Consider the following 25,628-nt stretch of genomic DNA (forward strand, 5'->3'; position numbering starts at 1 on the left):
AACACCGTCACGGACATCGTCAGGCGGCACCGCCAAAATGCCTTGTGATACGATCCTGCCCCCTACCGGAATCTACCCCATGTGGAGCGGGCGGGGATAGTCATGGGTCATGTCCTCCTCCCGGCTCCAGTGGTCTTGATGGGCGTGCCGGGCATGGTGGCGGCGATCTGGATCGCCTGCACCACGTAGTCGTGGTCGAGCCTGCGGCCGAAGCTGCCGCCTGCGGGCAGGACATGGAGGGTGACCTGGGACGGATCGAGGCCGGTCAACGCGACCGCCGCATCGCGTACCACGGCGGGGATCTGCGTCGCGGTCCAGATCTGCACCCTGTCCGCCTCGACCAGCACCGTGGCGCTGAGCGGCTCGAGGGCTGCATGGGCGAGGAAAGGCGATCGGTACTCCGCCTCGATCACGGTGGCCCCGTTCAGCGCGGCCTCGACATCGCCGTCGTCGCGCAGGCGGCTGTTGCGGAACTCATCGGTCCGGGCTTCCGACAACGCCTGCCACATCTCGGTAGAGCTGGCGGGATAGTCGGGGGGCAACCAGTCGACCTCCAGCGCCTGCGCCGCCTGAAACGCGAACCAGGTGTTGTCGGCGATGACGGCCAGCCCCTCGTTCACCTCGACGACCGACCGCACGCCCTGCATCGCCAGAGCGGCATCGGCGGAATAGCTTGCCATCGCACCCCCACGCCCCGGGTTCGCGCGCACGGTTGCGTGCAGCATCCCGGGCAGGACCACGTCAATGCCGTAGTCCTGCGTTCCTGTCGATTTCGCGACGATGTCGAGCCGTTGATAGGGCTTGCCCAGGCGCGTCCACGCGGAGGCGGGGCGGAGCGTCACGTCGGTGACAGGCTCGATGGCCGCCGCCTCGCCGGCAAGCTCGGTATAGGGAATGCGCGTGCCGTCCGGCAGAACGACCTGCCCGTCCTCGGTCCGCAGGTCGGCGCGCGGGACGCCCGTGCGCGCCGCCGCGGCGGACTTGAGGGTTTCGCGGGCCGTGGCCCCAGCCAGCCGCAGGGTCTCGTGCAGGTCGGCGACAGATGACGATCCGCCGGTGAACTGCGAGCCGGTCAGGCGCGAGACGTTCATCATCAGGTCGCGCACCGTGCTGGCCACAAACCCGTGCTCCCAGGCCGGGAACGGCATGCTCTCGGCGGCGATGATGCCGTTGAAATAGGCCTGATGCGGCTGCTCGGGGTCGAGCGTGGCGGTGGCGGGATCGATGTCCAACTCCTCTGCGATCAGCATGGCCTGGGTCGAGGCGATGCCTTGGCCCACATCCGCGCGCGGCACGATCAGCGTGATCCCGTCCGGCGTGATCTTGACGAAAGGGGTAAGTGCTGCCTCGCCCGTCCCCAGACCATCAAGCAGGGGATTTGGCGTCGCGCGGGTGACGAAATAGGCCCCGAAGGCGACCCCGCCGAGAATGGCGGCGGACCCGATCAGGAATGTGCGGCGGGCGATGGTTCTGGCGCGTCCCATCGTTCAAGCCTCCCGCAGCGCGGTGGCGGCAGAATGGACGGCGGCACGGATGCGGGGATAGGTCCCGCAGCGGCACAGGTTGCCCGACATCGCGGCGTCGATATCGTCATTGGTCGGCTCGGGGTTGCGGGCCAGAAGGTCGGCGGCCTGCATGATCTGGCCGGACTGGCAGTAGCCGCATTGCGCCACTTGGTGGTCGATCCAGGCCGCCTGAATGGCGTGCAGCGCGCCCGCGCTGCCAAGCCCCTCGATCGTCGTGATCTCGCCCCAGACATCGGCCAGCGCCACCTGGCAGGACCGCACGGCCTCACCATCGATATGCACGGTGCAGGCGCCGCACTGCGCGATCCCACAGCCATACTTGACGCTGGTGATGTTCAGACCGTCCCGCAGCGCCCAAAGCAGCGGCATGTCATCTGGCAGGTCAACCGTGTGACTGGTGCCGTTTATCGTAAGGTCCATTGCTTTCTCCAGTCGGCTGTTGGACGAGACTTGGCGTATCAATCACTCCAAGCTAGGCCCGTCGGCGCGGTGCGGCGATATGCATATGTGGTCATTCGCATGCAGATTGGGTCAGTCGGTATTCATAGGCTGGTCCTGCCCAAGGGCCCGTGGCATTCAGGCAAGATACTTGAGAGTTCGGGCGCATGGACAGTTCACAGACCTATTCCCTGTATATGGCGACCGACGTGGCGTGCCGGATCCTCGGCGTCGATCCGCAGGTGATGCTGGAGACGGCAGGCCTTGGCGCGCTTCCCTATGGCCGGACCGAGGTGCGCGGCACGGCGCAGCAGTATTTCGACTGCTGGAACACGATGGCCCTGTTGTCACCGCGCCCCGACTATGTGCCCCACCTTGGTATCACGATTTCGCGCGGGCCGGTGATCCCGGTCTTTTTCACGCTGTCCTGCGCGCCCGATCTGGAAACCGGACTGATGCGGCTGGCGCGGTTCAAGTCGCTGCTGGGACCGACGCTCATGCGGGTGTTCTGGGACGATGCACGGTTGCGACTGGAATTTGACAGCGTGGACGCCCGCGCCCCCATGCCATCGAGCTTTGGCGCCCTGCAACTTGTGGTCGCGGTGGAGAAGATCCGCGGGGCTGCAGGCCATCTGGTTTGCCCGGTTGCGGCTGGCTTCGATGGATCCGAGGAGGAACGGCGCATGATCGCCGGTCATCTCGGCGTAATGCCCGAGCGTTCGCATGCCGCTTACGTCGCCTTTTCGCCCGAGGATGCCAAACGCCGGTTCATTTCCGAGAATCCCCCCCTTTGGGCCGATATCGAGGCCGACCTCAATCTTCAGCTGGCGGCACAGAACGACCGTTGGCCTGTCGCCGATCGGGTGCGGGGGGCATTGGTCGATCTGATGCCGGCGGGACGAACGGGAGCAGAAGATGTCGCCGCAGCCCTTGGGCTGAGCCGCAGCACGTTGCAGAGGCGGTTGCGCGAAGAGGAGACGTCGTATCAGGCGGTGCTGGATGCCACGCGGCGCGACATTGCGATCCGGTATCTCACCAAGACCACCCTGCGCGCGGACGAGATCGCGAATGTCCTGGCCTTCCGCGATGCCAACAGCTTTTCGAGAAGCTTCCGGCGGTGGACGGGCCTTTCGCCGCTGGCGTTCCGGCAAGAGGCAGCGCGCGCGGCGATAGTGTCCCGCGCAACTGACTAACGATTTCCCTGGAAAGCACTTGTGTCACCACGGGTTCTGCCCGGCCTAACAGGCAAGCACACGCAAAAATGCGTTTTTCAGGGCGTTGTCGGGGAAAGAGTGCCTGAAGCGGGTTGCGGCGCGCAGGTCACGGACGCGCCGCGTGCAACCCGCGACCCGAGGCGCAAGCCGAGAAACCCAGCGCGCCGAAGGCGCTCAATCGGATCAGACCACGCTGGACAGGCTGACGACCCTGCCAGCCGGGCGCAGGATGGTCCGCGCGGTGGTGGCGATGCTGTCGGCGGTCAGGCCCGCGTCGGCGTACATGTCCGCCGGGCTGGCGTGGTCGATCACGCGGTCAGGCAAGGTCATCGTGCGCACGGCCAGACCGCGATCCAGCAGGCCGTTGGCGGCCAGATCATGCAGCACCATGGCGCCGAACCCGCCCTGCACCCCCTGCTCTACCGTGATCAGCGCGCGGTGTTCGCGGGCCAGCCGGTGCAGCAGCTCGCGGTCCAGCGGCTTGGCAAAGCGCGCATCGGCCAGCGTCACGCTGATCCCATCGCCTTCCAGCGCCGCGGCAGCGCGGCGGCACTCGCCCAGATGCGCGCCGAGGCTCAGGATCGCCACATCGGTGCCTTCCGAGATCACCCGGCCCTTGCCGATTTCCAGCACCGTGCCGCGCTCGGGCAGCTCCACCCCTTCGCCCGCGCCGCGCGGATAGCGGAACGCGATCGGCCCTTCGTCAAAGGCCACGGCGGTGGCGACCATGTGCATCAGCTCGGCCTCGTCACCCGCCGCCATCACGGTGAACCCGGGCAGGTTGCACAGGTAGGCCAGATCATAGGCCCCGGCATGGGTCGGCCCATCGGCCCCCACCAGCCCGGCGCGGTCGATGGCAAAGCGCACGGGCAGGTTCTGCAGCGCCACATCATGCACCACCTGATCATATCCGCGTTGCAGGAAGGTGGAATAGATCGCCGCAAAGGGGCGCAGCCCGCTGGCGGCCATGGCGGCGGCGCAGGTCACGGCGTGCTGTTCGGCGATGCCCACGTCATGCACCCGGGCCGGAAAGCGTTGGGCCATGATGTCCAGCCCGGTGCCGCCGGGCATGGCGGCGGTCACCGCCACGACGCGCGGATCGCGGGCGGCCTCTTCGGTCAGGGTCTTGCCGAATACGGATGTATAGCTGGGCGCGCCGGGGGCCGATTTGGCCTGCGTGCCGGTGGCGGGGTCGAATTTCGCCACCCCGTGATACTTGCAGGCCGAGGATTCCGCCGGGGCATAGCCCTTGCCCTTGACCGTGCAGACATGGATCAGGGTCGGCCCGGTGGCCCGCGCCCGCGCCGCGCGCAGCACCGGCAAAAGCTGGGACAGGTCGTGGCCGTCGATCGGGCCGATGTAATCGAACCCCAGATCCTCGAACAGGCCGCCCTGCCCGCCCATGCCGGTCACCAGTTGCCGGGCCCGCCGCGCGCCTTCGCGCATCGGCGGCGGCAGCGCGGCCTCGAACCCTTCGGCCAGCGCGCGCATCTTCTGCAACGGCTCGTTGGCGTAAAGGCGGCTCAGATAGGCCGACATCGCGCCGACCGGGGGGGCGATGCTCATTTCATTGTCATTCAGGATCACGAACATCCGCCGACCTTCGGCGCCGGCGTTGTTCATCGCCTCATAGGCCATGCCTGCACTGATCGCGCCATCGCCGATCACGGCGATCGCATCGCCCGTGGGCATCCCCATGTCGCGCCCGATGGTGAACCCCAGGGCGGCGGAAATCGAGGTGCTGGAATGGGCCGCGCCAAACGGATCGTAATCGGACTCGGCGCGCTTGGTGAACCCGCTCAGCCCGTCCTTCTGGCGCAGGGTGCGGATGCGGTCGCGCCGTCCGGTCAGGATCTTGTGCGGATAGCATTGGTGGCCGACATCCCAGATCAGCTTGTCCATCGGCGTGTGAAACACCGCATGGATCGCCACGCTGAGTTCGACCACGCCCAGCGATGACCCCAGATGCCCGCCGGTTTCCGACACGGCATGGATCAGCTCGGATCGCAGCTCATCCGACAATCGTCGCAGATCGGCATCGGGCAGCGCCCGCAGATCGGCGGGGCCGGCAACGCGGTCAAGCAGCGGGGTTTCGGGACGGGTCATGGCAGGGTCCTTTCGGATAAGGTCAAAGCGCCGCATCTGAGCTGTCCCAGATGCGGCGCCAGGCTCCTGTCGCCAACAGGAAGGGACGCGGAGGGCGGACCCCCCGGCATTCAGCCCCCGGGACACAATCGGGGACCGAACAGGGCCAGGCAGGGTGCGGTCCGGTGCGCCGGACCGCGGGCCCGCCTATTGCGTTGCCGCCTCGTAGGTCGGCGCGCCGGTGGTGGCCAGCTCGGGCCAGTCGGCGATCACGTTGGTGCCTTGCAAGGGTTGTTGATAGCCCTTGTGGCAGGTCGCACAGGCGGCCTTGGGCGCATCGCCAAAGACCGGGCCCAGACGATGCTCGGGATACTCGTCCTTCAACGGCACCAGGTAGTCGTTGTTCATTTCCTGAACCATCGCGATGCCCAGGCTGGAGGTGGACCACTGCGGCGTCGCCTGCCCCACGTCATAGAACGCGCGGCTGTTGTGACAGAACACGCAGTTCACCCCCAGCGAGTTGCTGAAATAGTTCATCAGCGAGTAGGTCCGCTCGGTATCCTGCCAGGTCTGCGTGGCCGGGTCGGTCACGTCTTCCGCCACGCGGCTTTCTAGGTTGTGCACCGCGATCTGCTCGTAGTTCAGCAGAAAGGATTCCAGCGCATCAGACGGCAGCGAGGTGTATTGCGACTGCACCGTCACGCGGTTCTGCACCGCCGACCAGCCGGCCGCATTCTCGTTGACCGGCCCAAGGCGGAACCAGATGTCGCTGGGCACGTTCTCGCCGCGGTGGCAGGTGTAACAGGTCACACCCACTTCCTTGTTGGCGTTGACGTGTCCATCCCAGTTCTCGTTGATGTTCTGGGTCATCTGGATCATCCGGCGCGACACGACCTTGGTGTACAGATCATCCGCCCCGTACTCCTCAAGCGCGACATCGCCGTGGCAATAGGCGCAGCCCTCGTCCGGCGACACCCATTGGGTCATCGCCAGCATGACGCGGTTGAAGTTGTCCTCGGTCAGATCGCCCAGAACCTGGACGTTCTCGTAGATGTCGCGCGCCAGCGGCTCGTCGCCCGTCGGGATAAAGGGCTCATCCTCGAGGATGGCTTCGATGTCCGGGTCGGGCGTTGCCAGATCGGCGGTGAACTCGGGCACCGACATGCCGGTGCCGCGCGGGCCGGTCTGCAGGCTGTCGGTGGCAAAGGGTTGCCCCCATGACACCAGCAATGCCGCCACCACGACCGCCCCACCCACGCCCCCGACCAGAATGGCCGGGCCGTAGATGTTCGTGGGGTTACTCTCGTTCCACTTGGTGAACCATTTGGGAAGCATGATCTCAGCCCTCCTGTCCGATGAAGGATTCGTAGGACCGGAAATCCTCGTATCCGTAGGAACCATCATACATAGGGGCAAAGTTGTGTTCCTGCGCCCAGATGAACCAGTTGTCCACCACCGTCCCGGTCAGCAGGATGCCGATACCGCCCGTTATCGGGGTAAGAACGGCGAACCACCACGCCCACCTGTGGATACCTTCCATCGTGGCGTTGAAGCCCATGGTCCAGCGCCAGAACAGGGCGGCACGCTCGGTCGCGGTGCCCCGGTCATAGATCTGCTCCAGCTCGCGGTCGCCGCCGAAACGGGTGACCGACAGGATGGTGGCCCCGTGCATCGCGAACAGCAGAACCGAGCCGTACAGGAACACGATCGACAGACAATGGAACGGGTTGTAGTACAGGTTGCCGTAGCGGATCGAGAAGGCCGTGGTCCAGTCGAGGTGCGGGAAGATGCCGTAAGGCACGGCCTCGCTCCACGATCCCATCAGGATCGGGCGGAACAGGCCCAGCACCAGGAACAGCCAGATCGCCGACCCGAAGGCCCAGAAGACGTGCTTGCCCATCTTTTGCTCGGCCGCCAGTTGCCAGGACCGCAGCCACCACAACATCACCGCCACCAGCAGGAAGAAGCTGGAGATGACGTACCAGCCGCCATCGTTCAGCGGCGGGATGGTCAGCCCGTATTCCGGGCTGGGCGGCTCAAGCGCCAGCCAGAAAAGCTGCCGGATGAATTCGGGGATCGACCAACCCACCTGTGACAGCATGTTCATGCCGACAATGACAAACCACACCAGCCCCGAGGCGATGGCGGCGATGCCGACCATGCCTGTGTTGATGGGGCCGATCTGCGCGTTTCCGAACCAACCCAGCAGATTGGAAAAGAATGGCGTGCCCGAGCGGTCTTCGGTCAGGGTGCCCAGGTCGTCGGTGCCCCATTCCGGGTTACCGCGCACCTGCACCTGTGTGAAAATGTTCTGATATTCAGCCATGATTACATCCCCACCTGAGAAGGCCATATCGGCAGCTCAAGCCACCAGTTCCACCATTCGGGCCAGCCCGCAGTCCAGACCGGACCGGAAATGATGATGCAGACCGCCGACCAGAACCCCGCGTTCAGCGCCAGGAACAGACCGACGCGGTGGATGCCCAGCGTGCCGACCGAATAGCCGATGAAATCGCGAAAGAACGTGTCTTCGTGGTCTGGCGTCTTTGCAACTTCACCCTTTTCCGGGTTCGCCGCCGACAGGATCAGACCGCCATGCAGCGCCAGCGCCAGCGTGGTGGTGAAAAAGAACGTCACAGCCAGCATATGCGCGGGGTTGTAGTGAAAGTGCAGATAGGCGTAGCCGGTGTTGCTGACCCAATCGAGATGGCTGAAGATGCCATACGGGAACCCATGCCCCCAGGCGCCCATCAGGACCGGACGAAAGATCACCAGCGTCACATAGGCCAGGATCGCAAAGCTGAAGGCGAAGGGCACGTGATACCCGATACCCAGCTTGCGGCAGATCTCGACCTCGCGCAGCGCCCAGCTGATGAAGGATGCGGTGGCGCAGATCGTGATGAACTGCCACAGCCCGCCTTCGTTCAGCGGTGCGATGCCCAGACCATAGGACAGGTCAGGCGGCGCGATGTTGATCAACCAGGGGTTAAACGTGCCCTGCTGGGCAGCCCCCCAGAAAATGAGTATAGTGCCCAATAGGGCAAAAAAGGCGGTCGTGACCCCGAAGAAGCCCACAAAGAATGGACCTACCCAGAAGTCGAACAGATCGCCGCCGATCAGCGTCCCTCCGCGGACGCGATACTTTTTTTCGAAGCTGAGCAGCGCCATCTTCCTAAGTCTCCGCGTTTGGCGGCGCGGCCCGTTCAGACCAAAGCCGTCGTTTCTTTCAAGTTTTGCTGCGGCCGGGCATGCCGCCCGCAGCGGTGTTCATTGGGGCCTTCGGCCCTGGGGTCACTCGGCTGCTGCGCGCGATGCCGCGGCGTTCTCGAACCAGTTCACACCGTTCGACAGGACCACCAGGTGGATCATGACGGCCAGCAGGAACAGGAACACGCCCTGTGCCACGAAAACGCGGCGGGGATCGAAGATCAGCCAGATTTTGTAGAAATTTGCCATTGTTTAGATCCCCTTCAGAACCAAGGTGCCCAGATGTAGGTCGCCAGGTGGGCAACCACTGCAACCGCCGTGAACAGCCAGAGGCCGCTCATGTAGACGGAATGCAGCTCCTGCGCTTGCTCGTCGGTGAGACCCGTGAATGACAGGTCGGTATTATCAGCCATGAACTTTCCTCCGGATAGTAAAGCTGAGGCCGCGAACCCCTCGCGGCAGGGTCCTTCGGGGTCCATTGCTGGACCCGTCGGGCCTGTCCGCCCCATGTGGAACGGTCAGTTTCGGGTTCGGTCCTTTCAGACCGAAAATACGATGGGCGTGATGCGGTCGGCCTCGGCCCACGCGCGGGCCAGCGGCCCCCGTGTCAGCAAGGTCTTTTCGCGCGCCACGGCCTGAACCCAGGCAATTGTCGCGAACGGGATCGCCACGACAAAGAAAAGGCCAAAGAACACCCGGAATTCCGCGCTGCGGCGCGAGATATTCCGGTAGCCCCGGGTTGGCAGTTTCGAGGTCACATCAGTCATGTGTCTTCCTCCTGTTGGATGGGTTTCGCGGCGGTCTTGCCCTTGGGGGCAAGCGCCTGGACGGTCTCGATCACCACGCGCTCGTCACCCTGACGCAGCGCCCGCTCTTCGGCGGCGTCGCGCAGTTGCTTGGCGGCGGAAATACGAGTCAGTATCGGATGGCTGGACACGATGCGGTCCAGCTCGGCCTGGGCATCGGTGTCCCAGGGGAAATCGCGGCGCAGCGGTGTGGGCGTGGCCGGGGCCTCGTCCATCTGGCTGCCCAGCGGCAGGATGTGGAACAGCGCATCGAACAGCCCGTTGCACACCTCTTGCAGCAGATATGTCGCTCCCGCATAGCCCATGAAGGGCGTGCCGGTGTGCCGCCGGATCGCCGCACCGGGAAAGGACGCGGGGATGAACGCGGGTTGCGGCCCATGCCCGGCCTTCATCTCGGCCATGTACATCTTTTCGTTGATCGACCCCATCACGATCAGCGGGCGCTTTTGATGGATCATCGCGCGCACTTCTTCGTTGTTGGTCTTGGCCCCGCGCGTCCGGGCCACGGCAAAGGCGCAGGGTAGGCCCAGATCGCTTTCCATGTAATGCCGGATGCCGCGGGCGTAGGTTTCGGATGCCACGATGCCGAAACTGGCGGTGGCAAAGAAATCCTGCGTCACGCTGCGCCACAGATCCCAGACGGGCTTGATGGTCGAATGCTTTTCCTGTGCGATGAAAGGTTCCGGGTCCAGCCCCAGCATGTCGCCCAGCTTGCGCAGGAACCGCGTTGTGCTGTCGATGCCGATGGGCGCCTGCAGATAGGGCTTGCCCAGAACCTCGGCCAGACCACGGCCAAACTCACGATACATGCAGATGTTCACATCCGCATTCACAAGGTTGCGCATCTCGGCCAGATGGCTGCCCAGCGGCATCACCATGTTGACCTCGGCGCCGATCCCCTGAACCAGGCGCCGGATCTCGGCCAGATCGCTTGGCATATTGAACGTGCCATACATCGGCCCGAGTATGTTGACGCGGGGGGCAGCCCCCTCTTCGCGCTTTTTCTCGGGCGGCATACGACCCTTGGTCATGCCGAATTCGGTAAAGATCCAGGTCATCGCGCGATCCGCGCTTTGCCACTGATCCTCGTCGATGGTGCGCGGCAGGAACCGCTGGATGTTGGTGCCCTGCGGCGTGACACCGCCGCCGATCATTTCCGCGATCGAGCCGGTGACAACCACGCAAGGCAGCGCCGGGTCCAGCGTCTTCCACGCCCGTTCCATCGCCTCTTCGGTGCCCTTGCCCATTTCCTCTTCGGCAAGGCCAGTCACCACGATCGGCAGTTCATGCGGCGGCAGCGCGTCGGTGTAATGCAGCACCGATGTCACCGGCAGGTTCTCGCAGCCCACCGGGCCGTCGATCACCACCTGCAAACCCTTGACGGCGGTAAAGGCGTAAACGGCCCCCCAGTATCCGCCCGCGCGATCATGATCCTGAACAAGCATCAGATCATCTCCTGCGCTTTGGCGGCACGGGCCAGCTTGTCGAGCTTCTTTTGATGCTGGGCGCGGAAATCGGGACGCAGGTTGGGCGACCCTTCCCAGATGCCGGCGGTATCGCCGGAACCCACTCCGTCAAAGAACTCGGCCATGTGGTCCATGCGGTCCTTGTTGGCCATCGCGGCATTGATCACCTCGGCCAGGCTGCCGGCACCCGCAGGCCCCATGAGCGGCCGCGCCGAAATCAGGTTGGTGAAATACAGCGACGGGATGGTCAGCTCCTTGGCCTTCTGCACGACCGGGGTCGTCCCGATGGCCAGGTTCGGCTGGATCGCTTCCATCGCGGCACAGTCATCTTCCAGCGACGCGCGGAATTTCACCTTCACGCCCCGCGCCTCAAGCCATGCGGCATCGGCGGCGTTCCAGGGCGTCTTGGGACAGGCGGTGCCGACGTAGGGCAGGTCCGCGCCGCTTTCGATCAGCAGCCGGGCGACCAGCAATTCGCTGCCCTCGTATCCCGACAGGGTGATCGTGCCCTTGATCGGGGCCGCGGCCAGCGCGTCCCTGATCGCGGGAACAAAGGCGTTCTGCGCGGCGGCAATCTGCTCGGCGGGCACGCCATGGGCCTCGCCGATCGCGGCCAGCCATGCATGCGTGCCCTCGACACCCACGGGGGCCGATCCGACGACGGGGCGGCCCGCGGTCTGAAACTCGCGCACGGCGGCGGTATAGAACGGGTGGATCGCGGCCACGACCGAACAATCCAGCGCGGCGTAAAGCTCGCGCCATTCGCGGCAGGGCACGACCGGACCGGCGGCCAGACCCATCGGGGCCAGCATCGCGCCGATCATCATCGGATCCGCCGGGAACATCTCGCCCAGCAGGGTCACGGTGGGCCGGTCGGATGTGCCGCCATCAGGGCGGGGCACGGGGCCGGCCTGCGCCTCTTCGCGGGCATATTTCAGCATCGCACCGGCCAGAACGTCCTTGGCCTCGGCGTGGGTTGGCACGCCGAACCCGGGCACGTCGATGCCGACGATGCGCACGCCGTTGATCTCGTCGGGCAGCAGCCGCAGCGGCACGCCGCTGGCGGTGGGCACGCACAGGTTGGTCACCACAACCGCATCATAACGGTCGGGATCGGCCAGTTCATGCACCGCGTCGCGGATATCCTCGAACAGCTTGCCGGTGACCAGAGATTCCGAATTGAACGGCACATACCCGACCGAGCGGCGCGCACCGTAGAAGTGGCTGACAAAGGTCAGCCCATAGACACAGCAGGCCGAACCCGACAGCACCGTCGCCACCCGCTTCATCCGCAGACCGACACGCAGTGACCCGAAGGCAGGGCACATCGACTGCGGCTTGTCATGCGGGCCGGTGGGATAGTCGGCTGCGAATTTGTCCAGAAGCTCGGACTGGCCCGCATCGCGTGCCGCCTGCTCCATGGTCGATCCGGCGTGGCAGCCCAGGGCGGGATCGCCCTGCAAGGCTGGCGCCTCTTCACCGGGCGTGCCCAGCGTCACTTCGGCCTCATGGGCGGTGTCGTATGTCTCTTCGCGGCTCATTTCGCCTCGTCGTGTGAGGGTTGCGGTGCGCGCTCAAGCTGCTTCAGGGCGCGGTCCCAGCGGGCCAGTTCATCCAGGTCAAACATCGTCGTACACCACTTCCAGGGATTCCATCGGCGCGGCGTTCTTGCCGCGCATGTCGGTTGCGGTCGCCGGTTCCAGCACGATGTCGCCGCCGGTGTCCTTGCTGTCGAACAGCTCCAGCAAGCCATCCTGCGTCAGCGCCGTGGGCCGCATCGGCGGTGCCTCGGACACGTTCACGCCCAGCTCGGCAAACAGCGCGCCCCACTGCGAGTCACCCGTGCCGACGATCTGGTAATTGGCCGACTTCTTGCGCAGGTCGTCATCCTGCGGGATCGAGGCCAGGATCGGGATGCCGACCGCATTGGCAAAGGCCTGCGCCTCGCCCGAATGGTCATCCTTGTTCACGACCAGCCCGGCGACGCCGACATTGCCACCCAGCTTGCGGAAGTATTCCACCGCCGAGCAGACGTTGTTGGCCACGTACAGCGATTGCAGATCGTTGCTGGCAACCAGGATCACCTTTTGCGCCATGTCGCGGGCGATGGGCAGGCCAAAGCCGCCGCAGACCACGTCGCCCAGGAAATCCAGCAGGACATAGTCAAAGTCCCAGTCGTGAAAGCCCAGCTTCTCCAACAGTTCGAACCCGTGGATGATCCCGCGCCCGCCGCAGCCGCGGCCGACCTCGGGCCCGCCCAGCTCCATCGCGAAGACGCCGTTGCGCTTGAAGCAGACGTCGCCGATGGCAACCTCTTCACCGGCCAGCTTCTTGCGAGTCGATGTCTCGATGATGGTGGGGCAGGCCTTGCCGCCGAACAGCAGGCTGGTGGTGTCCGATTTCGGGTCGCACCCGATCAGCAGCACGCGCTTGCCCTGCTCGGCCATCATGCACGACAGGTTGGCCAGGGTGAACGACTTGCCGATACCGCCCTTGCCGTAGATGGCGATGATCTGCGTTTTCTTGGTGGGTTCGCCAATCGGCACTTCCATGCCCTCGGCGGCCTCTTCCCGCAACCGCGCGTCGTAGTCCTTAAGATTCGGCACTTCGTCTTTCATGCGGCTTGCTCCCAGTTCAGTATCATTTTCAGGCAGGCGGGATCTTCGAAGGCGGTCACATAGGCCGTCGTGGCCTGTGCCGCCTGCACCTCGTGCGTGATAAGCCCGCCAAGGCTCAGTGCGCCGTTTTCAACCAGCGCGCGGGTCGCGGCCAGGTCGGCGCGATCCCATTCGGCAGCGACGCGAAACCGCGCCTCTTTCATGAATGCGGGGGGAAAGGCGAATTGCAGCGGCTGGGTATAGAACCCGGCCAGAACGATTTCGCCGCCCTTGGCGATACGGCCCACCAGATCGTTCAGCAGCCCGCCATTGCCCGACGCGTCATAGATCGCGGCATAGTCGCGACGCGCGTCGGTATCGGGATGGATGACGTCATAGCCTTCGGCGCCGCCCATGCGGTCGGCGTCGATTTCCCATACGGTCGGCGCAGGTGCGCCCGCCGCGATGGTCAGCCGCGCCAGCAACCGGCCCAGCACGCCATGCCCCACGATCAGGTCAGGCACGGTCTTGTCCATCCCGGCCATCGCATGCCGCGCGGTGGCGGCCAGGGCAAGCAGCGCGCCTTGCGCCCCCAGTCCCGAATCAATCCGCGTGACACGGTCGGCATCGGTCACCAGCATCGACGCCGCGCCACCGAACAGGCCAAACGCGCCCTCGAAGCAGTTGGCGCCGGGCACGAACACCCATTCGCCAGTCTTGAAACCCGTGTCGGCCCCGGCCTCGACCACCTCGCCCGCGGCTTCATAGCCGGGCACCAGCGGATAGCCCATGCCGGGAAACGGCGGCATCTGGCCGGACCAGAACAGTTTTTCCGTACCTGTGGAAATACCCGAATGGGCGATCCGCACCACCAGGTCATTCGGCCCGGGTGCGGTCAGGTTCAGCACCTCGATGCCAAGATCCTTTGGTCCGTTGAGAAGGACAACCGATGTCTGCAAGAGCCCCTCCGTATCGTCACGCGGCGGCACAAGGTCAGGGAAGACTCGGCCACTTTGGTTTCGTTATGTGTCAGTTTAACTTTACACTCTGTCCTGTCAATAAATATTGACGTCTTGACAAGAGAAACCGTCAGACGGATTTGACACAGGTCACGACCGAGGTGACGAACGGGCGGCGCGCGCGCGGTGTCGCGATGCCCTCAAACCCTGCCTGTACACACATTTCAGCGATCCGGGCGGCCGACCGCGTGCGGCCCGTGCCCATCGCCATGGTGTAAAAGGCAAAATACACATCCGTGATTCTGTCGGGCCGCGCGCCCCCCGACATCGGCTCGGATATGATCAGCCGACCACCCGTGGGCAGAGTGTCATGTATTTTGGACAGCAGCGCGCGCACCGTGTCGTCGCGGTGATCATAGAGCACGCGAATCAGGCTGATCGCATCCGCGCCACCGGGCAGCGGGTCGTCGCGAAAGGATGCGGGATGCAGCGTGACACGATCCGCCAGACCGGCACGCGACAGCCGCGCGCCCGCCCCCTCCAGCACCTGCGGAAGATCGACCAGCGTCATCGCCATGCCGGGATGCGCCCGCCCCACGGCGGACAGGAACGCGCCCGTGCCGCCGCCGATGTCCATCAGATGACGGATGCCGCGCATCGGCACCGTGGCCAGCGTGTCCTGCGCCACCAGCGCCTGACTGTCGGCCATCAGATCGGAATAGGTGGCGGTCACCTCCGGATCGACCGCGCCGCGCGCGCCGAACACATAGGGCCAGAACGCCGCCAGCTCGGTCTCGGCCCCGCCACGCAGCAGGGCAACCGGATCTTCCATGTCACGATAGAAGGCCCCGTGATGGCGGATCATCTGGCGCAGGCCGGGCACGCCCAGCAGGGCCGCGCCCTTGCGCCCCAGCGAAAACCGCCCGTCGCGGTGCCGCTTCAGCAGCCCCATCGCCGCCCCCGCCTGAAGCAGTATCTGCATCCGTTCTTCGTCCAGCCCGTGGGCATGGGCCAGCGTGGCGGCGCGCGCAGGCCCGGCGGTCAGCCGGTCCAGCACGTCAAGCTCGACCAGCGCGGTCAGCGCCTGCGCCTCGACGAAGCCTTGCACGATCCGGAAAATCTCTGCCCCGTCGCGCCGCGCCATGCCGCGTGTCAGGGGAAAGCGCGCCGCCCAGGCCTGAAACCCGGGGCGCGCGATCAGCCGTGCCATGGCACCGCGCAATGTCATGCCTGACTTGGGCGCGGCGGTATCGGCCATCTGTTACGCCCGCCGGGTCGCCGGGGTGATCACGGGTGTCAGCCGCTCGGCCTGCATCCGCACCATATGCGCCAGCTTGGCCTCGCCCGGACAGGACGGGATCGAAGAGATGGCCCCCGACAGGATATCGGTCAGCCGCCGGATCGCGCCATCGACGCCCAGTTCGGCCACCGCGTTGGGCCGGCCGTGCAGATCATCCTGCCCGACAGGCTTGCCCAGCGTCTGCGAATCATACAGCGCATCGCGCAGATCGTCGGCCACTTGGAACGCCTCGCCGATGCGCGCGCCCAGCTCTTCCCACTCTTCGGGCTCTTGCCCGGCGGAGATCGCCCCCATCTGGGTGGCGGCAATGAACAGCGCGCCCGTCTTGGAACGGTGATAGGCGCGCAGATCGATCTCGGGCTCGCTTTCCCACCCCTGCCCCGCGCAGATGCCGCCCGGCATGCCGGTGCGCCGCGCCAGCGTCAGAACCAGTTGCGCGCTGCGCATCGGGTCCAGGGGCGCGACCTTGGCCAGCACCTCGAACGCCAGCACGATCAGGCTGTCGCCGGTCAGCACCGCCAGCGGCTCGCCATAGGCGCGATGCACCGAGGGCTTGCCGCGCCGGGTGGCGGCATCGTCGAAACAGGGCAGATCGTCATGCACAAGGCTGGCGCAGTGGATCAGCTCCAGCGCCGCCGCCGCCGCATCGGTGATCTGCGGTTGATCGTCGCCGCAGGCCATCGCGACCGAGGTCAGGATCGTGGGACGGATACGCGCGCCGCCGGGCGTTGTGGCATAGGTCAGCGCCGCGCTGAGTTGCCGGGGCGCAACGCCGCCCTGCCCGATCGTCACCGCGTCTGTCACGGCCTTGTCGATGCGTTCGCTTAGTCCCATTATGCCCTCGTCCGGTCGGTAATGTCAGTTTGATGTTACATCAATGTGTAAATCAGACTGGACAGTTTTGGTTTCCGAGTCAAGAATTGTATCTATGGATGACAGGCCGATGAGCGCCAATGAAAAAACCCGCACCGTGATCATCGGCGCAGGCATCGGCGGGCTGTGCTGCGCGCTGCGTCTGGCCCATGCCGGGCATGCCGTCACGATCCTTGATCGCCACGCCGCACCGGGGGGCAAGATGCGCACCGTGCCCTCGCCCGCCGGGCCGGTCGATGCAGGCCCCACCGTGCTGACCCTGCGCCCGGTGTTCGAGACCTTGTTTGCCGATGTCGGCGCGCGTCTGGACGATCATGTGACGCTGATCGCGCAGGACACGCTGGCGCGCCATTTCTGGCCCGATGGCAGCAGCCTGACCCTGACCAGTGATCGCGCCGCCAACGCCGAGGCGATCGACGCCTTTGCCGGGCCGCGCGCGGCGGATCAGTTCCGCCGCTTTTGCACCGACATGCAGCGGCTGTTCACCGCGTTCGACGCGCCGATGATGCGCGCGCCCGATCCGTCGCTGCTCGCGCTGACCGCGCGGGTGATGCGCGATCCGGGGCTGATCCCGATCATGGCCCCGCTGTCCACCGTGGCGCGCGACCTGCGCCGCCGGTTCAGCGATCCGCGCCTGGCGCAGCTTTTCGCGCGCTATGCCACCTATGTGGGCGGGCACCCGTTGCAGACCCCTGCCCTGCTGTCGCTGATCTGGCACGCCGAGGAACAGGGCGTCTGGGTCGTGCAGGGCGGGATGCAGGCGCTGGCCCGCGCGGTGGCCGATCTGGCGCAGGCCAAGGGCGCTGATCTCCGCCTGGGGGCCGAGGTCAGCCGGATCGAAACCACCCAAGGCCGCGCCAGTGGCGTGACCCTGTTGGACGGCACGCGCCTCCCCGCCGACGTGGTGGTGTTCAACGGCGATCCGCGTGCGCTGGCGACCTGCGCGCTTGGCACCGGCACCGCCCATGTGGCCGCGCAGACCCTGACCACACCGCGCAGCCTGTCGGCGCGGGTCTGGGCCTTTGCCGGCACACCGCAGACGGCGCCGGACGGCCCCGATCTGGCCCATCACAACATCTTTTTCGCCGATGACCCGGACGAGGAATTCACCAGCATCGCCGCGGGCGACATGCCGCACGATCCCAGCATCTATGTCTGCGCGCAGGACCGTGGCCAGCCCACACCGCCGCCATATCTGGAGCGGTTCGAGATCATCCTGAACGCCGCCCCCCTGACCACCGCGCAGCGCCCCGAGAAGGAGGCCCAGACATGCCACCAGCGGACATTCCCGACACTGGCCCGGTTCGGCCTGACCTTCAGCCCCGAACCCGGGCGCGACGCGCTGACGACGCCATCGACCTTCAACCGGCTGTTTCCGGCCAGCGCCGGGTCGCTGTACGGGCAATCCCCGCACGGGATGACGGCGTCGCTGAAACGGCCACGGGCGCGGACGGCGGTTCAGGGCCTGTACCTGGCGGGGGGCGGCACGCATCCGGGGGCGGGGGTGCCGATGGCGGCGCTCTCAGGCCAGCATGCGGTCGCGGCGATACTGAAGGACCGAACTTCGATCTAGACGTGCCACCCAACGGCTATGCCTGGTGGTACATGGACGCGATCAGCGCCTGCGGCACCCGCGCCCTGTCGGTGATCGGCTTCATCGGCTCGGTGTTCTCGCCGTGGTACGCGTGGTCGGGGCGGCGCGATCCGGCCAATCACTGCTGCATCAACGTGGCCACCTACGGCCCCGGCGGGCGCTTTACCATGACCGACCGGGGCCGCGCGGCGCTGCGCACCGATGACGGCGCGCTGAGCGTCGGCCCATCGGAAATGCGTTGGGTCGACGGCAAGCTGGTGATCACGGTCAACGAATGGGGCGCGCTGCCGATGGTGACGCCCGTGCGCGGCACGATCACCCTGACCCCGCAGGCCATCACCCGGGTCGAACTGCCGCTGACGCCGGATGGCGCGCATGTCTGGCGGCCCTTTGCCCCGGTGGCGACGGTCGATGTGGCGCTGGAGGCGACAGGCTGGCAATGGCAGGGCCACGGCTATTTCGACGCCAATTTCGGCACCCGCGCGCTGGAACAGAATTTCGATTTCTGGACCTGGGGGCGCTTCCCGGTGACGGATGGCGCGACGTGCTTTTACGACGCCACGCGGGTGGATGGCACAAGGCTGGCGCAGGCGGTGCATTTCGATCACGCGGGACAGGCAATCGAGATCACGCCGCCGCCCCTGCAACGGGTGAATCCCAGCCTGTGGCGGGTGCACCGTGAGACGCGCGGCGATGCGGGATGCGCACCGCGTCAGGTGATGAACATGCTGGACGCGCCGTTCTATTCGCGCTCGATGGTGCGCACGGTGCTGGATGGTGAAGCCACGATCGGCGTGCACGAGGCGCTGGACCTGCGCCGCTTTCGCGCGCCGCTGCTCAAACCCATGCTGGCGGTGCGGGTGCCGCGCCGGGCCGGATGGCAGTTTCAGGATTGAAACGCAGCAAGGGGGCCAGCCCCCCGACCGCGTGCCGCGGACTCCCCCCGGAGTTTATCCGGCAAGATGAAGCAGGACCGGATCAGCGCTGGGGCTTGGGCGGGTTCGCCGCCACCTGCGGGTTCAGGCGCAGAACCGACAGGTTCAGCGCGCCCGCCACGGTGACCCAGGCCAGATAGGGCACGAACAGCAGCCCGGTGATCATGTCGACCTGCCACAGGGCAAGCGTCGTCACCGCCACGCTGGCCCACAGCAGCGACAGCACCAGCATCCCGCCACGAATGTTCTGCAGGCCGAAGAACACCGGCGTCCACAACCCGTTCAGCGCGATCTGCAACGCCCAGAGCGCCATCGCCAGCGTGCCCGCGTCACTGACAGCCGCGCGCGCGCCTGCGGCCGCCATGCAGATGTAGATGATCGACCATGCGACCGGGAACAGCCAGTCGGGCGGGGTCCAGCTGGGCTTGGACAGTGCCCGATACCACGGGCCCGGCGGAAAAATCGCGCCGTTCGCGCCCGCGGCAAAGCAGGCACCCAGAAAAATGACAAAATACACCCATATCATGGGTTACGAGGTAGTGCGTGCCGCCCCGGCTTGCAAGGACGCTTTTCGCGCCCTCTCCTGCGCCTCGATCTGGCCCAGCAAGGATACCACACGATCCGACCACGCATTGCGGGGCGCGTCGCTGCGCGATGCGGCATCGACCAGGAACGCCACCTCGGGCAGCGGTCTGGCATAGATCGTGGCGCGGCGCGGCATCACCAGCGTGACACCGGCGCGGATCATCGACAGGCCCAGCCAGCCGATCTTCTGGCCCGTGTTGGTGCGGGCGCGGGCGGTGATGCTGTCAAACCCCTGCGCGCGGACCTGCCCGCCGATCCCGGCGTAGATATGGCGCGCGGCAAAGATGCCGGGGCGGCAATCGACCGGCAGCGCGGCCACACCGGCCTCGGACCTGTGATACAGCTCGTCCGCCTGCCGCAGCAGCCGCCGCACGACACCGCGCAGCGCCGGGGTGGCACGCGGACTGGCCAGCATCTCGGCCGGGTCGATTCCTGCCTCGGCCAGCCAGTCGGTCGGCAGGTACAGCCGCCCCTCGCGGGCATCCTCGCCCACGTCGCGGGCAATGTTGGTCAGCTGCATCGCCACACCCAGATCACAGGCCCGCGCCAGCGCATCGGCATCGCGCACCCGCATCAGCACGCACATCATCGCGCCAACCGCGCTGGCGACGCGGGCGGAATAGGCATGCAGGTCCGACAGCGTGGCATAGCGCCGCTCCATCGCGTCCCAGGCCAACCCCTCGAGCATCGCCTCGGGCAGGGCGCGGGGCATGTCGAATTCCTCGATCAGGGCGGTAAAGGCCCGGTCGGGCGCGGCATTGCGGGGCCGCCCGGCATAGGCCAGCTCCAGCCGTTCGCGCAGGGCCAGCACCGATGCCGCCTTGTCTTCCTTCAGGTCCACCTCGTCATCCGCCAGCCGGCAGAACGCATAGAGCGCCAGCGCGGGATCGCGCACGCGGGCGGGCAACAGCCTGCTGGCGGCGTGAAACGACAGCGACCCATGGCGGATCGCCTCGCGGCAGTGCAGCAGATCGGCCCCGTCCATCATGATGCCGTCACCCCGGATGAAACCGGCGTCGGCACCAGCTTGGCCAGCACCTCGGCGGACGAGATCACACCGGGCAGCCCCGCGCCGGGATGGGTGCCCGCGCCGACCAGAAACAGGCCCTTGGCCTCTTCGCTGACGTTATGGGGCCGGAAATAGGCGCTTTGCAGAATCCGCGGCTCGATCGAAAAGCCCGAGCCATGGGGCGACAGGTATCGGTCGCGGAACGTATCGGGCGTGAACACCTCGGACGGGCCCAGATGATCGCCCAGACCGGGCAGCAACTGATCCTCCAGCACCGCCTGCACCTTCTGGCGATAGGCCTCGCCCTCGGCGGCCCAATCCACCGAGTTGTCGAAATTCAGATGCGGCACCGGCGACAGCGCATAGAAGGTATCGTCGCCCTCGGGCGCCACGCCGGGATCGACCACGCTTGGGCGGTGGACATAGAGGCTCATGTCATCCGACAGCTTGCCCTTGATGAAGATGTCGCGGATCAGACCCTTGTAGCGCGGGCCGTTCAGGATGGTGTGATGACCCACATCGCCCCATTTGCCGCGCGTGCCCTTGGTGCCGAAATACCACACGAACAGCCCCATCGACCAGCGCGAGCGATCCAGCTTGGCCCTCGACCAGCGGCGCTTGCGATGGTTGCGCAACAGCGTGTCATAGGTGTGGCCCGCATCGGCGTTCGAAACCACCACATCGGCGCGCAGCATCTCGCCGCCGTCCAGCCGCACGCCCTTGGCGGCACCGTCCTTCAGCAGGATCTCGTCCACGCCGGTGTGCAGCCGCACATGCCCGCCCTGATCCTCGATCACACCGGCCATCGCATCGGCAATCGCCTGCACGCCACCCATGGCGTAATGCACGCCGAACTCTTTCTCCAGATGGCTGACAAGGATATACATCGAGGTCACGTTGAACGGATCGCCGCCGATGAACAGCGGATGGAACGAGAACGCCATGCGCAGGCGTTCGTCCTTGAACCGCCGGGCCGCGTGGGCATAGACGCTGCGATCGGCGCGCAGCATGGCGAACCGGGGCAGCACCTTGATCAGATCGGCGAACCTGTGCATCGACCGTCGGCCCAGATCCTCGAACCCGAACCAGTATCGCGCCTCGCTGTCGCGCAGGAACTGCTCGTATCCCTTCACATCGCCGGGCGACAGGCGCCGCACCTCTTCTCGCATCTTGGCGGTGTCCTGACAGGCGCTGAACTTCGACCCGTCCGGCCAGCGGATTTCATAGAACGGATCGACCGGGCGCAGATCGACATCGGTGTCGAAATCGCGGCCACAGACGGCCCACAGCTCGCGAAAAATCTGCGGCACGGTGACGATCGTCGGCCCCAGATCGAATCGGTGACCGTCGCGCTGGAGCGACGAGCCGCGCCCGCCGACCCGGTCCAGCCGGTCCAGCACCGAAACCCGATAGCCCTTGGCCCCCAGCCGCATCGCCGCCGCCAGACCACCCAGCCCCGCACCGATCACCACCGCATGAGGCGCGCCTGCTTGCGCCGCCTGCACCGGCAGCGAAGTGTCTATTCTTGTCATGGCGCGCTCCTTGGATTTACCCGCGGGTCAAAATGTCAGGTTTAGTTTACATACTTTCTGACGCATCTTCCATCTTAAATGAATATCTGTCAGACTTAATTGACACCTTTTTGAGGCCAGCCCGTTGCAGACCGTCACACTCAGCCTGTTTCGCTTTGACAGCCTTGCCGCCCGGCTTTGGGCCTTTGGCATGATGGGGGCGGCGCGATTCGCCCTGCCCCGCGTGCCGGGCCTGATGTTCTGGAAACTCTGCGGTTCGGGCACAGGCGAGGGGTTCACCCCCCGCCCCAACTGGCACGTCTATGCGGTGCTGTGCGTCTGGCCCGATGCCGACACGGCGCGCGACCGGATCGCCGACGCCGGGCTGTTCCGCCGCTACCGCGCCCGCGCATCCGAGGACTGGACCGTGTTCCTGACCCCCACATCGGTGCGCGGGCACTGGTCGGGCGTCACGCCGTTTTCGGCACAAACACCGCCCGAAACCGGCCTGCTGGCGGCGATGACCCGCGCGACGGTGAAACCGAAACACGCGCTGAAATTCTGGGCCCGCGTGCCCGACATCTCGACCGTCATCGGGGACGACCCGAACGTGATGTTCAAGATCGGCATCGGCGAGGTGCCCCTTTTGCATCAGGTGACCTTTTCAATCTGGCCCGATGCGCGCAGCATGGAGGAATTCGCACGCACCCCGGACGGTCCGCACGCGCAGGCCATCCAGTCGGTGCGCACCGGCAACTGGTTCAACGAGGAACTCTATGCCCGCTTTCGCGTCACCGGCGAACGCGGCACATGGGGCGGGGTCAGCCCCCTCGCCCAATCACAAGGACACATATGAAACACGCCTTCCCCTTCTCTGCCATCGTCGGGCAGGACGACATGAAACTTGCCATGATCCTGACCGCGGTCGATCCGAAACTGGGCGGCGTTCTGGTCTTTGGCGACCGTGGCACCGGCAAATCCACCGCCGTGCGCGCGCTGGCCGCTTTGCTGCCGCCGATTCAGGCGGTGCAGGGCTGCCCGGTCAATTCCGCCGATCCCGCCGATGTACCCGACTGGGCAAGGTTAGAGACACATCAGATGGTCGAACGGCCCACCCCGGTGGTCGATCTGCCGCTTGGCGTGACCGAGGACCGCGTGACAGGGGCGCTGGACATCGAACGCGCGCTGACCCAGGGCGAAAAGGCGTTTCAGCCCGGTTTGCTGGCGCAGGCCAATCGCGGGTATCTCTATATCGACGAGGTGAACCTGCTTGAGGATCACATCGTCGATCTGCTGCTGGATGTGGCGCAATCGGGCGAGAATGTCGTGGAACGCGAAGGGCTCAGCATCCGCCACGCCGCGCGGTTCGTGCTGGTCGGCTCGGGCAACCCCGAAGAGGGCGAATTGCGCCCGCAACTTCTGGACCGGTTCGGCCTGTCGGTCGAGGTGCGCAGCCCCACCGATATCGACGACCGGATCGAGGTGATCCGCCGCCGCGATGCGTTTGAAACCGACGTCGAAACCTTCATGGCGACATGGGGCGTAGAGGATACGAAACTTCGCGATCACATCCTGACCGCAAGGGCGGGTCTGGCCGGAATAGAGACGAAAACCGACGCCCTGCGCGACTGCGCCGAGCTGTGCGTGGCGCTGGGATCGGACGGTTTGCGCGGCGAGCTGACGCTGCTGCGCGCCGGGCGGGCCTGGGCCGCGTTTCAGGGCGACACCAGCCTTGATCGCAGACATCTGCGCCGCGTCGCGCCGCTGGCCCTGTCGCACCGCCTGCGCCGCGATCCGCTGGACGAGGCCGGCAGCGCAACCCGCGTCGCGCGCACCGTGTCCGAGGTGCTGGGATGACATCGCCGCAATGGGACGCCGCGCAGCTTGCGCTGGCGCTTTTGTCGGTTGATCCCGTTGGCCTTGGCGGCATGGTGATCCGCGCGCGATCCGGCCCTGTGCGCGATGCATTTCTGGCCGGATTAGGGTCTGTTCCCCTGCCCCGCCGCCGGATTCATCCCGATATTTCCGATGACGCGCTGTTTGGCGGGCTGGACCTGTCTGCCACGCTGAGTGCGCAAAAAATCGTTTACTCCCAAGGCGTTATGCATGACCCCTGTGCCGTGATCCTGACCATGGCCGAACGCACGCCCCCCGATCTGGCCGCGAAGCTGGCACAAACCCTTGATATTGCAGGACAACATGCGCTGATCGCTCTGGACGAAGGGGCCGAGCCTGACGAACGCACCCCCCCTGCCCTGTCCGAGCGTGTGGCCTTTCGCGCCGATCTGGACGGCATCGGCCGGATGCAGGCCACCGACAGCGACCTGCCCGACCCCGAAACCGCCCGCGCGCTGTATCCGCGTGTCATGGTGACGGACGAGGCGATCGAGGCCGTCACCGTTCTGGCCGCGCGCTACGGCATCGACAGCGCCCGCGCGCCGTTGTTCGCGCTGCGCGCCGCCCGGGCGCATGCGGCGCTTTTCGCGCGGATCAGCCTTTCATCCGAGGACATCGCAGCGGCCTCGGGGTTGGTCTATGCCCATCGCGCCACGCAGATGCCAGCGGAGGAGGAGGACGAACCCCCGCCCGACGAGTCGCCGGATGACAGCCCGCAGGATCAGGACCAGGATCAGGGCGAGGATGAAATGGAAATCCCGCAGGACATGCTGATCGAGGCGGTGCGCGCGATGCTGCCCGACGGGATGCTGGAAACGCTTGTCCCCGCGGGGACAGCCCGCGGCGCGCGCGGATCGGGCGCCGGGGCGCGGCGCAAGGGCAACCGCCGTGGCCGCCCCCTGCCCTCGCGTCCCGGTCGGCTGGACGGGCGCGCGCGGATCGATCTGGTGGCAACCTTGCGCGCCGCCGCCCCGTGGCAACCGCTGCGCCGCAAACTGTCCCCGCGGGGACAAAAGCTGCTGATCCACCCCGGCGACATCCATCTGAAACGGTTCGAGGACCGGTCCGACCGCCTGCTGATCTTTGCCGTGGATGCGTCGGGCTCGGCCGCATTGGCGCGGTTGTCCGAGGCCAAGGGCGCGGTGGAATTGCTGCTGGCGCAGGCCTATGCGCGGCGCGATCACGTCGCCCTGATCGCGTTTCGCGGCGACGGGGCCGACCTGCTGCTGCCGCCCACGCGCTCGCTGGTGCAGACCAAACGCCGCCTGTCGGCCCTGCCAGGCGGCGGTGGCACGCCGCTGGCCGCAGGGCTGCGCGCCGCGGGCGAACTGGCCGATCACGCGCGAGGGCACGGGCTGTCGCCCGCCATCGCCGTGCTGACCGATGGCCGCGCCAACATCGCGCTGGATGGCTCGGCCAACCGCGCGCAGGCGGCCGAGGATGCCACGCGGATTGCCATATGGCTGCGCGCAAGTGGCCTGCCCGGCGTCGTGCTGGACGTGGGCAACCGACCCACCCCGCAACTGGGGCAACTGGCCGCCGCAATGGGCGCGCGCTATCTGCCTTTGCCCCGCGCCGATGCGCAGCGCGTCAGCGCCGCGATCAACGATGCCCTGGAGGGTTGAGC

The 25,628-nt window shown here is 66.2% G+C and carries 24 protein-coding genes; 6 read left to right on the top strand and 18 right to left on the bottom strand.

Going from position 1 to position 25,628, the window contains the following annotated elements; translation table 11 throughout:
• Positions 1-107: 107 nt before the first annotated feature.
• A complete protein-coding gene (locus ACFTOW_RS10545; RefSeq protein WP_379915417.1) occupies positions 108-1,484 on the bottom strand; it encodes a molybdopterin cofactor-binding domain-containing protein in 1,377 nt (458 codons plus the stop codon).
• Between the two features lie 3 nt (positions 1,485-1,487).
• A complete protein-coding gene (locus tag ACFTOW_RS10550; protein ID WP_379915419.1) occupies positions 1,488-1,946 on the bottom strand; it encodes a (2Fe-2S)-binding protein in 459 nt (152 codons plus the stop codon).
• Positions 1,947-2,131: 185 nt separating this feature from the next.
• On the opposite strand from ACFTOW_RS10550, the gene ACFTOW_RS10555 reads away from it, so the two are divergent.
• A complete protein-coding gene (locus ACFTOW_RS10555; RefSeq protein ID WP_379915421.1) occupies positions 2,132-3,157 on the top strand; it encodes a helix-turn-helix domain-containing protein in 1,026 nt (341 codons plus the stop codon).
• Positions 3,158-3,361: 204 nt separating this feature from the next.
• Here the strand turns inward: ACFTOW_RS10555 and dxs are convergent, their stop codons facing one another.
• The 13 genes from dxs to ACFTOW_RS10620 all read right to left on the bottom strand — a co-directional run bounded on the left by dxs (position 3,362) and on the right by ACFTOW_RS10620 (position 16,432).
• A complete protein-coding gene (gene dxs / locus ACFTOW_RS10560; RefSeq protein WP_379915423.1) occupies positions 3,362-5,284 on the bottom strand; it encodes a 1-deoxy-D-xylulose-5-phosphate synthase in 1,923 nt (640 codons plus the stop codon).
• Between the two features lie 186 nt (positions 5,285-5,470).
• Complete coding sequence (gene pufC, locus ACFTOW_RS10565; protein WP_379915425.1) at positions 5,471-6,598, bottom strand: photosynthetic reaction center cytochrome PufC; 1,128 nt, start codon at positions 6,596-6,598, stop codon at positions 5,471-5,473.
• Positions 6,599-6,602: 4 nt separating this feature from the next.
• Positions 6,603-7,589, bottom strand: coding sequence for a photosynthetic reaction center subunit M (gene pufM / locus ACFTOW_RS10570; protein WP_379915426.1), 987 nt, complete (start codon positions 7,587-7,589; stop codon positions 6,603-6,605).
• 2 nt (positions 7,590-7,591) lie between these two features.
• On the bottom strand, positions 7,592-8,431 hold the full coding sequence (gene pufL, locus ACFTOW_RS10575; protein WP_379915428.1) for a photosynthetic reaction center subunit L: 840 nt from the start codon (positions 8,429-8,431) through the stop codon (positions 7,592-7,594).
• Positions 8,432-8,554: 123 nt separating this feature from the next.
• Positions 8,555-8,719, bottom strand: a complete 165-nt coding sequence (gene pufA / locus ACFTOW_RS10580; protein WP_379915430.1) for a light-harvesting antenna LH1, alpha subunit — start codon at positions 8,717-8,719, stop codon at positions 8,555-8,557.
• 14 nt (positions 8,720-8,733) lie between these two features.
• Entirely contained in the window at positions 8,734-8,883 is a 150-nt protein-coding gene (gene pufB, locus ACFTOW_RS10585; protein ID WP_024808877.1) for a light-harvesting antenna LH1, beta subunit, read from the bottom strand.
• A 126-nt stretch (positions 8,884-9,009) separates the two neighbouring features.
• A complete protein-coding gene (pufQ, locus tag ACFTOW_RS10590; protein WP_379915433.1) occupies positions 9,010-9,237 on the bottom strand; it encodes a cytochrome PufQ in 228 nt (75 codons plus the stop codon).
• Entirely contained in the window at positions 9,234-10,721 is a 1,488-nt protein-coding gene (bchZ, locus tag ACFTOW_RS10595; RefSeq protein ID WP_379915435.1) for a chlorophyllide a reductase subunit Z, read from the bottom strand. The genes pufQ and bchZ overlap by 4 nt, the downstream gene beginning before the upstream one ends.
• Positions 10,721-12,283 carry a chlorophyllide a reductase subunit Y gene (bchY, locus tag ACFTOW_RS10600; RefSeq protein WP_379915437.1) on the bottom strand — a complete coding sequence of 521 codons (1,563 nt, stop codon included), beginning with the start codon at positions 12,281-12,283 and terminating at the stop codon, positions 10,721-10,723. The genes bchZ and bchY overlap by 1 nt, the downstream gene beginning before the upstream one ends.
• 78 nt (positions 12,284-12,361) lie before the next feature.
• The gene (locus ACFTOW_RS10605; protein ID WP_379915439.1) at positions 12,362-13,360 is read right to left on the bottom strand and encodes a chlorophyllide a reductase iron protein subunit X; all 999 of its coding nucleotides are present in this window, start codon (positions 13,358-13,360) and stop codon (positions 12,362-12,364) included.
• Complete coding sequence (gene bchC / locus ACFTOW_RS10610; RefSeq protein ID WP_379915441.1) at positions 13,357-14,298, bottom strand: chlorophyll synthesis pathway protein BchC; 942 nt, start codon at positions 14,296-14,298, stop codon at positions 13,357-13,359. The genes ACFTOW_RS10605 and bchC overlap by 4 nt, the downstream gene beginning before the upstream one ends.
• Positions 14,299-14,428: 130 nt before the next feature.
• Entirely contained in the window at positions 14,429-15,556 is a 1,128-nt protein-coding gene (locus ACFTOW_RS10615) for a methyltransferase (RefSeq protein WP_379915443.1), read from the bottom strand.
• 3 nt (positions 15,557-15,559) lie between these two features.
• Complete coding sequence (locus tag ACFTOW_RS10620) at positions 15,560-16,432, bottom strand: polyprenyl synthetase family protein (RefSeq protein ID WP_379915445.1); 873 nt, start codon at positions 16,430-16,432, stop codon at positions 15,560-15,562.
• 109 nt (positions 16,433-16,541) lie between these two features.
• Here ACFTOW_RS10620 and crtD point away from each other — a divergent pair, with 109 nt between their 5' ends.
• Together crtD and crtC are read left to right on the top strand one after the other, a co-directional pair.
• Positions 16,542-18,044: a 1-hydroxycarotenoid 3,4-desaturase CrtD gene (gene crtD, locus ACFTOW_RS10625; RefSeq protein ID WP_379915447.1), complete on the top strand. Its 1,503-nt coding sequence runs from the start codon at positions 16,542-16,544 to the stop codon at positions 18,042-18,044.
• A gap of 32 nt (positions 18,045-18,076) precedes the next feature.
• The gene (gene crtC / locus ACFTOW_RS10630; RefSeq protein ID WP_379915449.1) at positions 18,077-18,961 is read left to right on the top strand and encodes a carotenoid 1,2-hydratase; all 885 of its coding nucleotides are present in this window, start codon (positions 18,077-18,079) and stop codon (positions 18,959-18,961) included.
• Positions 18,962-19,043: 82 nt separating this feature from the next.
• Here the strand turns inward: crtC and tspO are convergent, their stop codons facing one another.
• From tspO to ACFTOW_RS10645, 3 genes are read right to left on the bottom strand one after another with little or no spacing between them, the layout of a single operon-like run.
• Complete coding sequence (gene tspO, locus ACFTOW_RS10635; RefSeq protein WP_379915451.1) at positions 19,044-19,526, bottom strand: tryptophan-rich sensory protein TspO; 483 nt, start codon at positions 19,524-19,526, stop codon at positions 19,044-19,046.
• 3 nt (positions 19,527-19,529) lie between these two features.
• Positions 19,530-20,573, bottom strand: coding sequence for a 15-cis-phytoene synthase (gene crtB, locus ACFTOW_RS10640; protein WP_379915453.1), 1,044 nt, complete (start codon positions 20,571-20,573; stop codon positions 19,530-19,532).
• The gene (locus ACFTOW_RS10645; RefSeq protein ID WP_379915455.1) at positions 20,570-22,126 is read right to left on the bottom strand and encodes a phytoene desaturase; all 1,557 of its coding nucleotides are present in this window, start codon (positions 22,124-22,126) and stop codon (positions 20,570-20,572) included. Before ACFTOW_RS10645 ends, crtB begins: the two co-directional genes overlap by 4 nt.
• Positions 22,127-22,250: 124 nt before the next feature.
• Here ACFTOW_RS10645 and crtA point away from each other — a divergent pair, with 124 nt between their 5' ends.
• From crtA to ACFTOW_RS10660, 3 genes are read left to right on the top strand one after another with little or no spacing between them, the layout of a single operon-like run.
• On the top strand, positions 22,251-22,961 hold the full coding sequence (gene crtA / locus ACFTOW_RS10650) for a spheroidene monooxygenase (RefSeq protein WP_379915457.1): 711 nt from the start codon (positions 22,251-22,253) through the stop codon (positions 22,959-22,961).
• A complete protein-coding gene (gene bchI, locus ACFTOW_RS10655; RefSeq protein ID WP_379915459.1) occupies positions 22,958-23,962 on the top strand; it encodes a magnesium chelatase ATPase subunit I in 1,005 nt (334 codons plus the stop codon). Before crtA ends, bchI begins: the two co-directional genes overlap by 4 nt.
• On the top strand, positions 23,959-25,626 hold the full coding sequence (locus tag ACFTOW_RS10660) for a magnesium chelatase subunit D (RefSeq protein WP_379915461.1): 1,668 nt from the start codon (positions 23,959-23,961) through the stop codon (positions 25,624-25,626). The genes bchI and ACFTOW_RS10660 overlap by 4 nt, the downstream gene beginning before the upstream one ends.
• Positions 25,627-25,628: the final 2 nt, after the last annotated feature.

This window comes from Lacimonas salitolerans (genome assembly GCF_042677865.1).
GTDB classification, from domain to species: Bacteria; Pseudomonadota; Alphaproteobacteria; order Rhodobacterales; family Rhodobacteraceae; genus Lutimaribacter; species Lutimaribacter salitolerans.

Excerpts from the sequence above, each read along its gene's own strand:
- bchI (WP_379915459.1), top strand. The coding sequence starts at position 22,958 with ATGAAACACGCCTTCCCCTTCTCTGCCATCGTCGGGCAGGACGACATG.
- ACFTOW_RS10660 (WP_379915461.1), top strand. The coding sequence starts at position 23,959 with ATGACATCGCCGCAATGGGACGCCGCGCAGCTTGCGCTGGCGCTTTTG.
- ACFTOW_RS10615 (WP_379915443.1), bottom strand. The coding sequence starts at position 15,556 with ATGGCCGATACCGCCGCGCCCAAGTCAGGCATGACATTGCGCGGTGCC.
- ACFTOW_RS10645 (WP_379915455.1), bottom strand. The coding sequence starts at position 22,126 with ATGACAAGAATAGACACTTCGCTGCCGGTGCAGGCGGCGCAAGCAGGC.
- crtB (WP_379915453.1), bottom strand. The coding sequence starts at position 20,573 with ATGATGGACGGGGCCGATCTGCTGCACTGCCGCGAGGCGATCCGCCAT.
- ACFTOW_RS10620 (WP_379915445.1), bottom strand. The coding sequence starts at position 16,432 with ATGGGACTAAGCGAACGCATCGACAAGGCCGTGACAGACGCGGTGACG.
- pufB (WP_024808877.1), bottom strand. The coding sequence starts at position 8,883 with ATGGCTGATAATACCGACCTGTCATTCACGGGTCTCACCGACGAGCAA.
- ACFTOW_RS10555 (WP_379915421.1), top strand. The coding sequence starts at position 2,132 with ATGGACAGTTCACAGACCTATTCCCTGTATATGGCGACCGACGTGGCG.
- pufA (WP_379915430.1), bottom strand. The coding sequence starts at position 8,719 with ATGGCAAATTTCTACAAAATCTGGCTGATCTTCGATCCCCGCCGCGTT.
- dxs (WP_379915423.1), bottom strand. The coding sequence starts at position 5,284 with ATGACCCGTCCCGAAACCCCGCTGCTTGACCGCGTTGCCGGCCCCGCC.
- bchY (WP_379915437.1), bottom strand. The coding sequence starts at position 12,283 with ATGAGCCGCGAAGAGACATACGACACCGCCCATGAGGCCGAAGTGACG.
- crtC (WP_379915449.1), top strand. The coding sequence starts at position 18,077 with ATGGACGCGATCAGCGCCTGCGGCACCCGCGCCCTGTCGGTGATCGGC.
- ACFTOW_RS10550 (WP_379915419.1), bottom strand. The coding sequence starts at position 1,946 with ATGGACCTTACGATAAACGGCACCAGTCACACGGTTGACCTGCCAGAT.
- crtD (WP_379915447.1), top strand. The coding sequence starts at position 16,542 with ATGAGCGCCAATGAAAAAACCCGCACCGTGATCATCGGCGCAGGCATC.
- pufC (WP_379915425.1), bottom strand. The coding sequence starts at position 6,598 with ATGCTTCCCAAATGGTTCACCAAGTGGAACGAGAGTAACCCCACGAAC.
- ACFTOW_RS10545 (WP_379915417.1), bottom strand. The coding sequence starts at position 1,484 with ATGGGACGCGCCAGAACCATCGCCCGCCGCACATTCCTGATCGGGTCC.
- tspO (WP_379915451.1), bottom strand. The coding sequence starts at position 19,526 with ATGATATGGGTGTATTTTGTCATTTTTCTGGGTGCCTGCTTTGCCGCG.
- ACFTOW_RS10605 (WP_379915439.1), bottom strand. The coding sequence starts at position 13,360 with ATGAAAGACGAAGTGCCGAATCTTAAGGACTACGACGCGCGGTTGCGG.
- pufM (WP_379915426.1), bottom strand. The coding sequence starts at position 7,589 with ATGGCTGAATATCAGAACATTTTCACACAGGTGCAGGTGCGCGGTAAC.
- pufQ (WP_379915433.1), bottom strand. The coding sequence starts at position 9,237 with ATGACTGATGTGACCTCGAAACTGCCAACCCGGGGCTACCGGAATATC.
- pufL (WP_379915428.1), bottom strand. The coding sequence starts at position 8,431 with ATGGCGCTGCTCAGCTTCGAAAAAAAGTATCGCGTCCGCGGAGGGACG.
- bchZ (WP_379915435.1), bottom strand. The coding sequence starts at position 10,721 with ATGCTTGTTCAGGATCATGATCGCGCGGGCGGATACTGGGGGGCCGTT.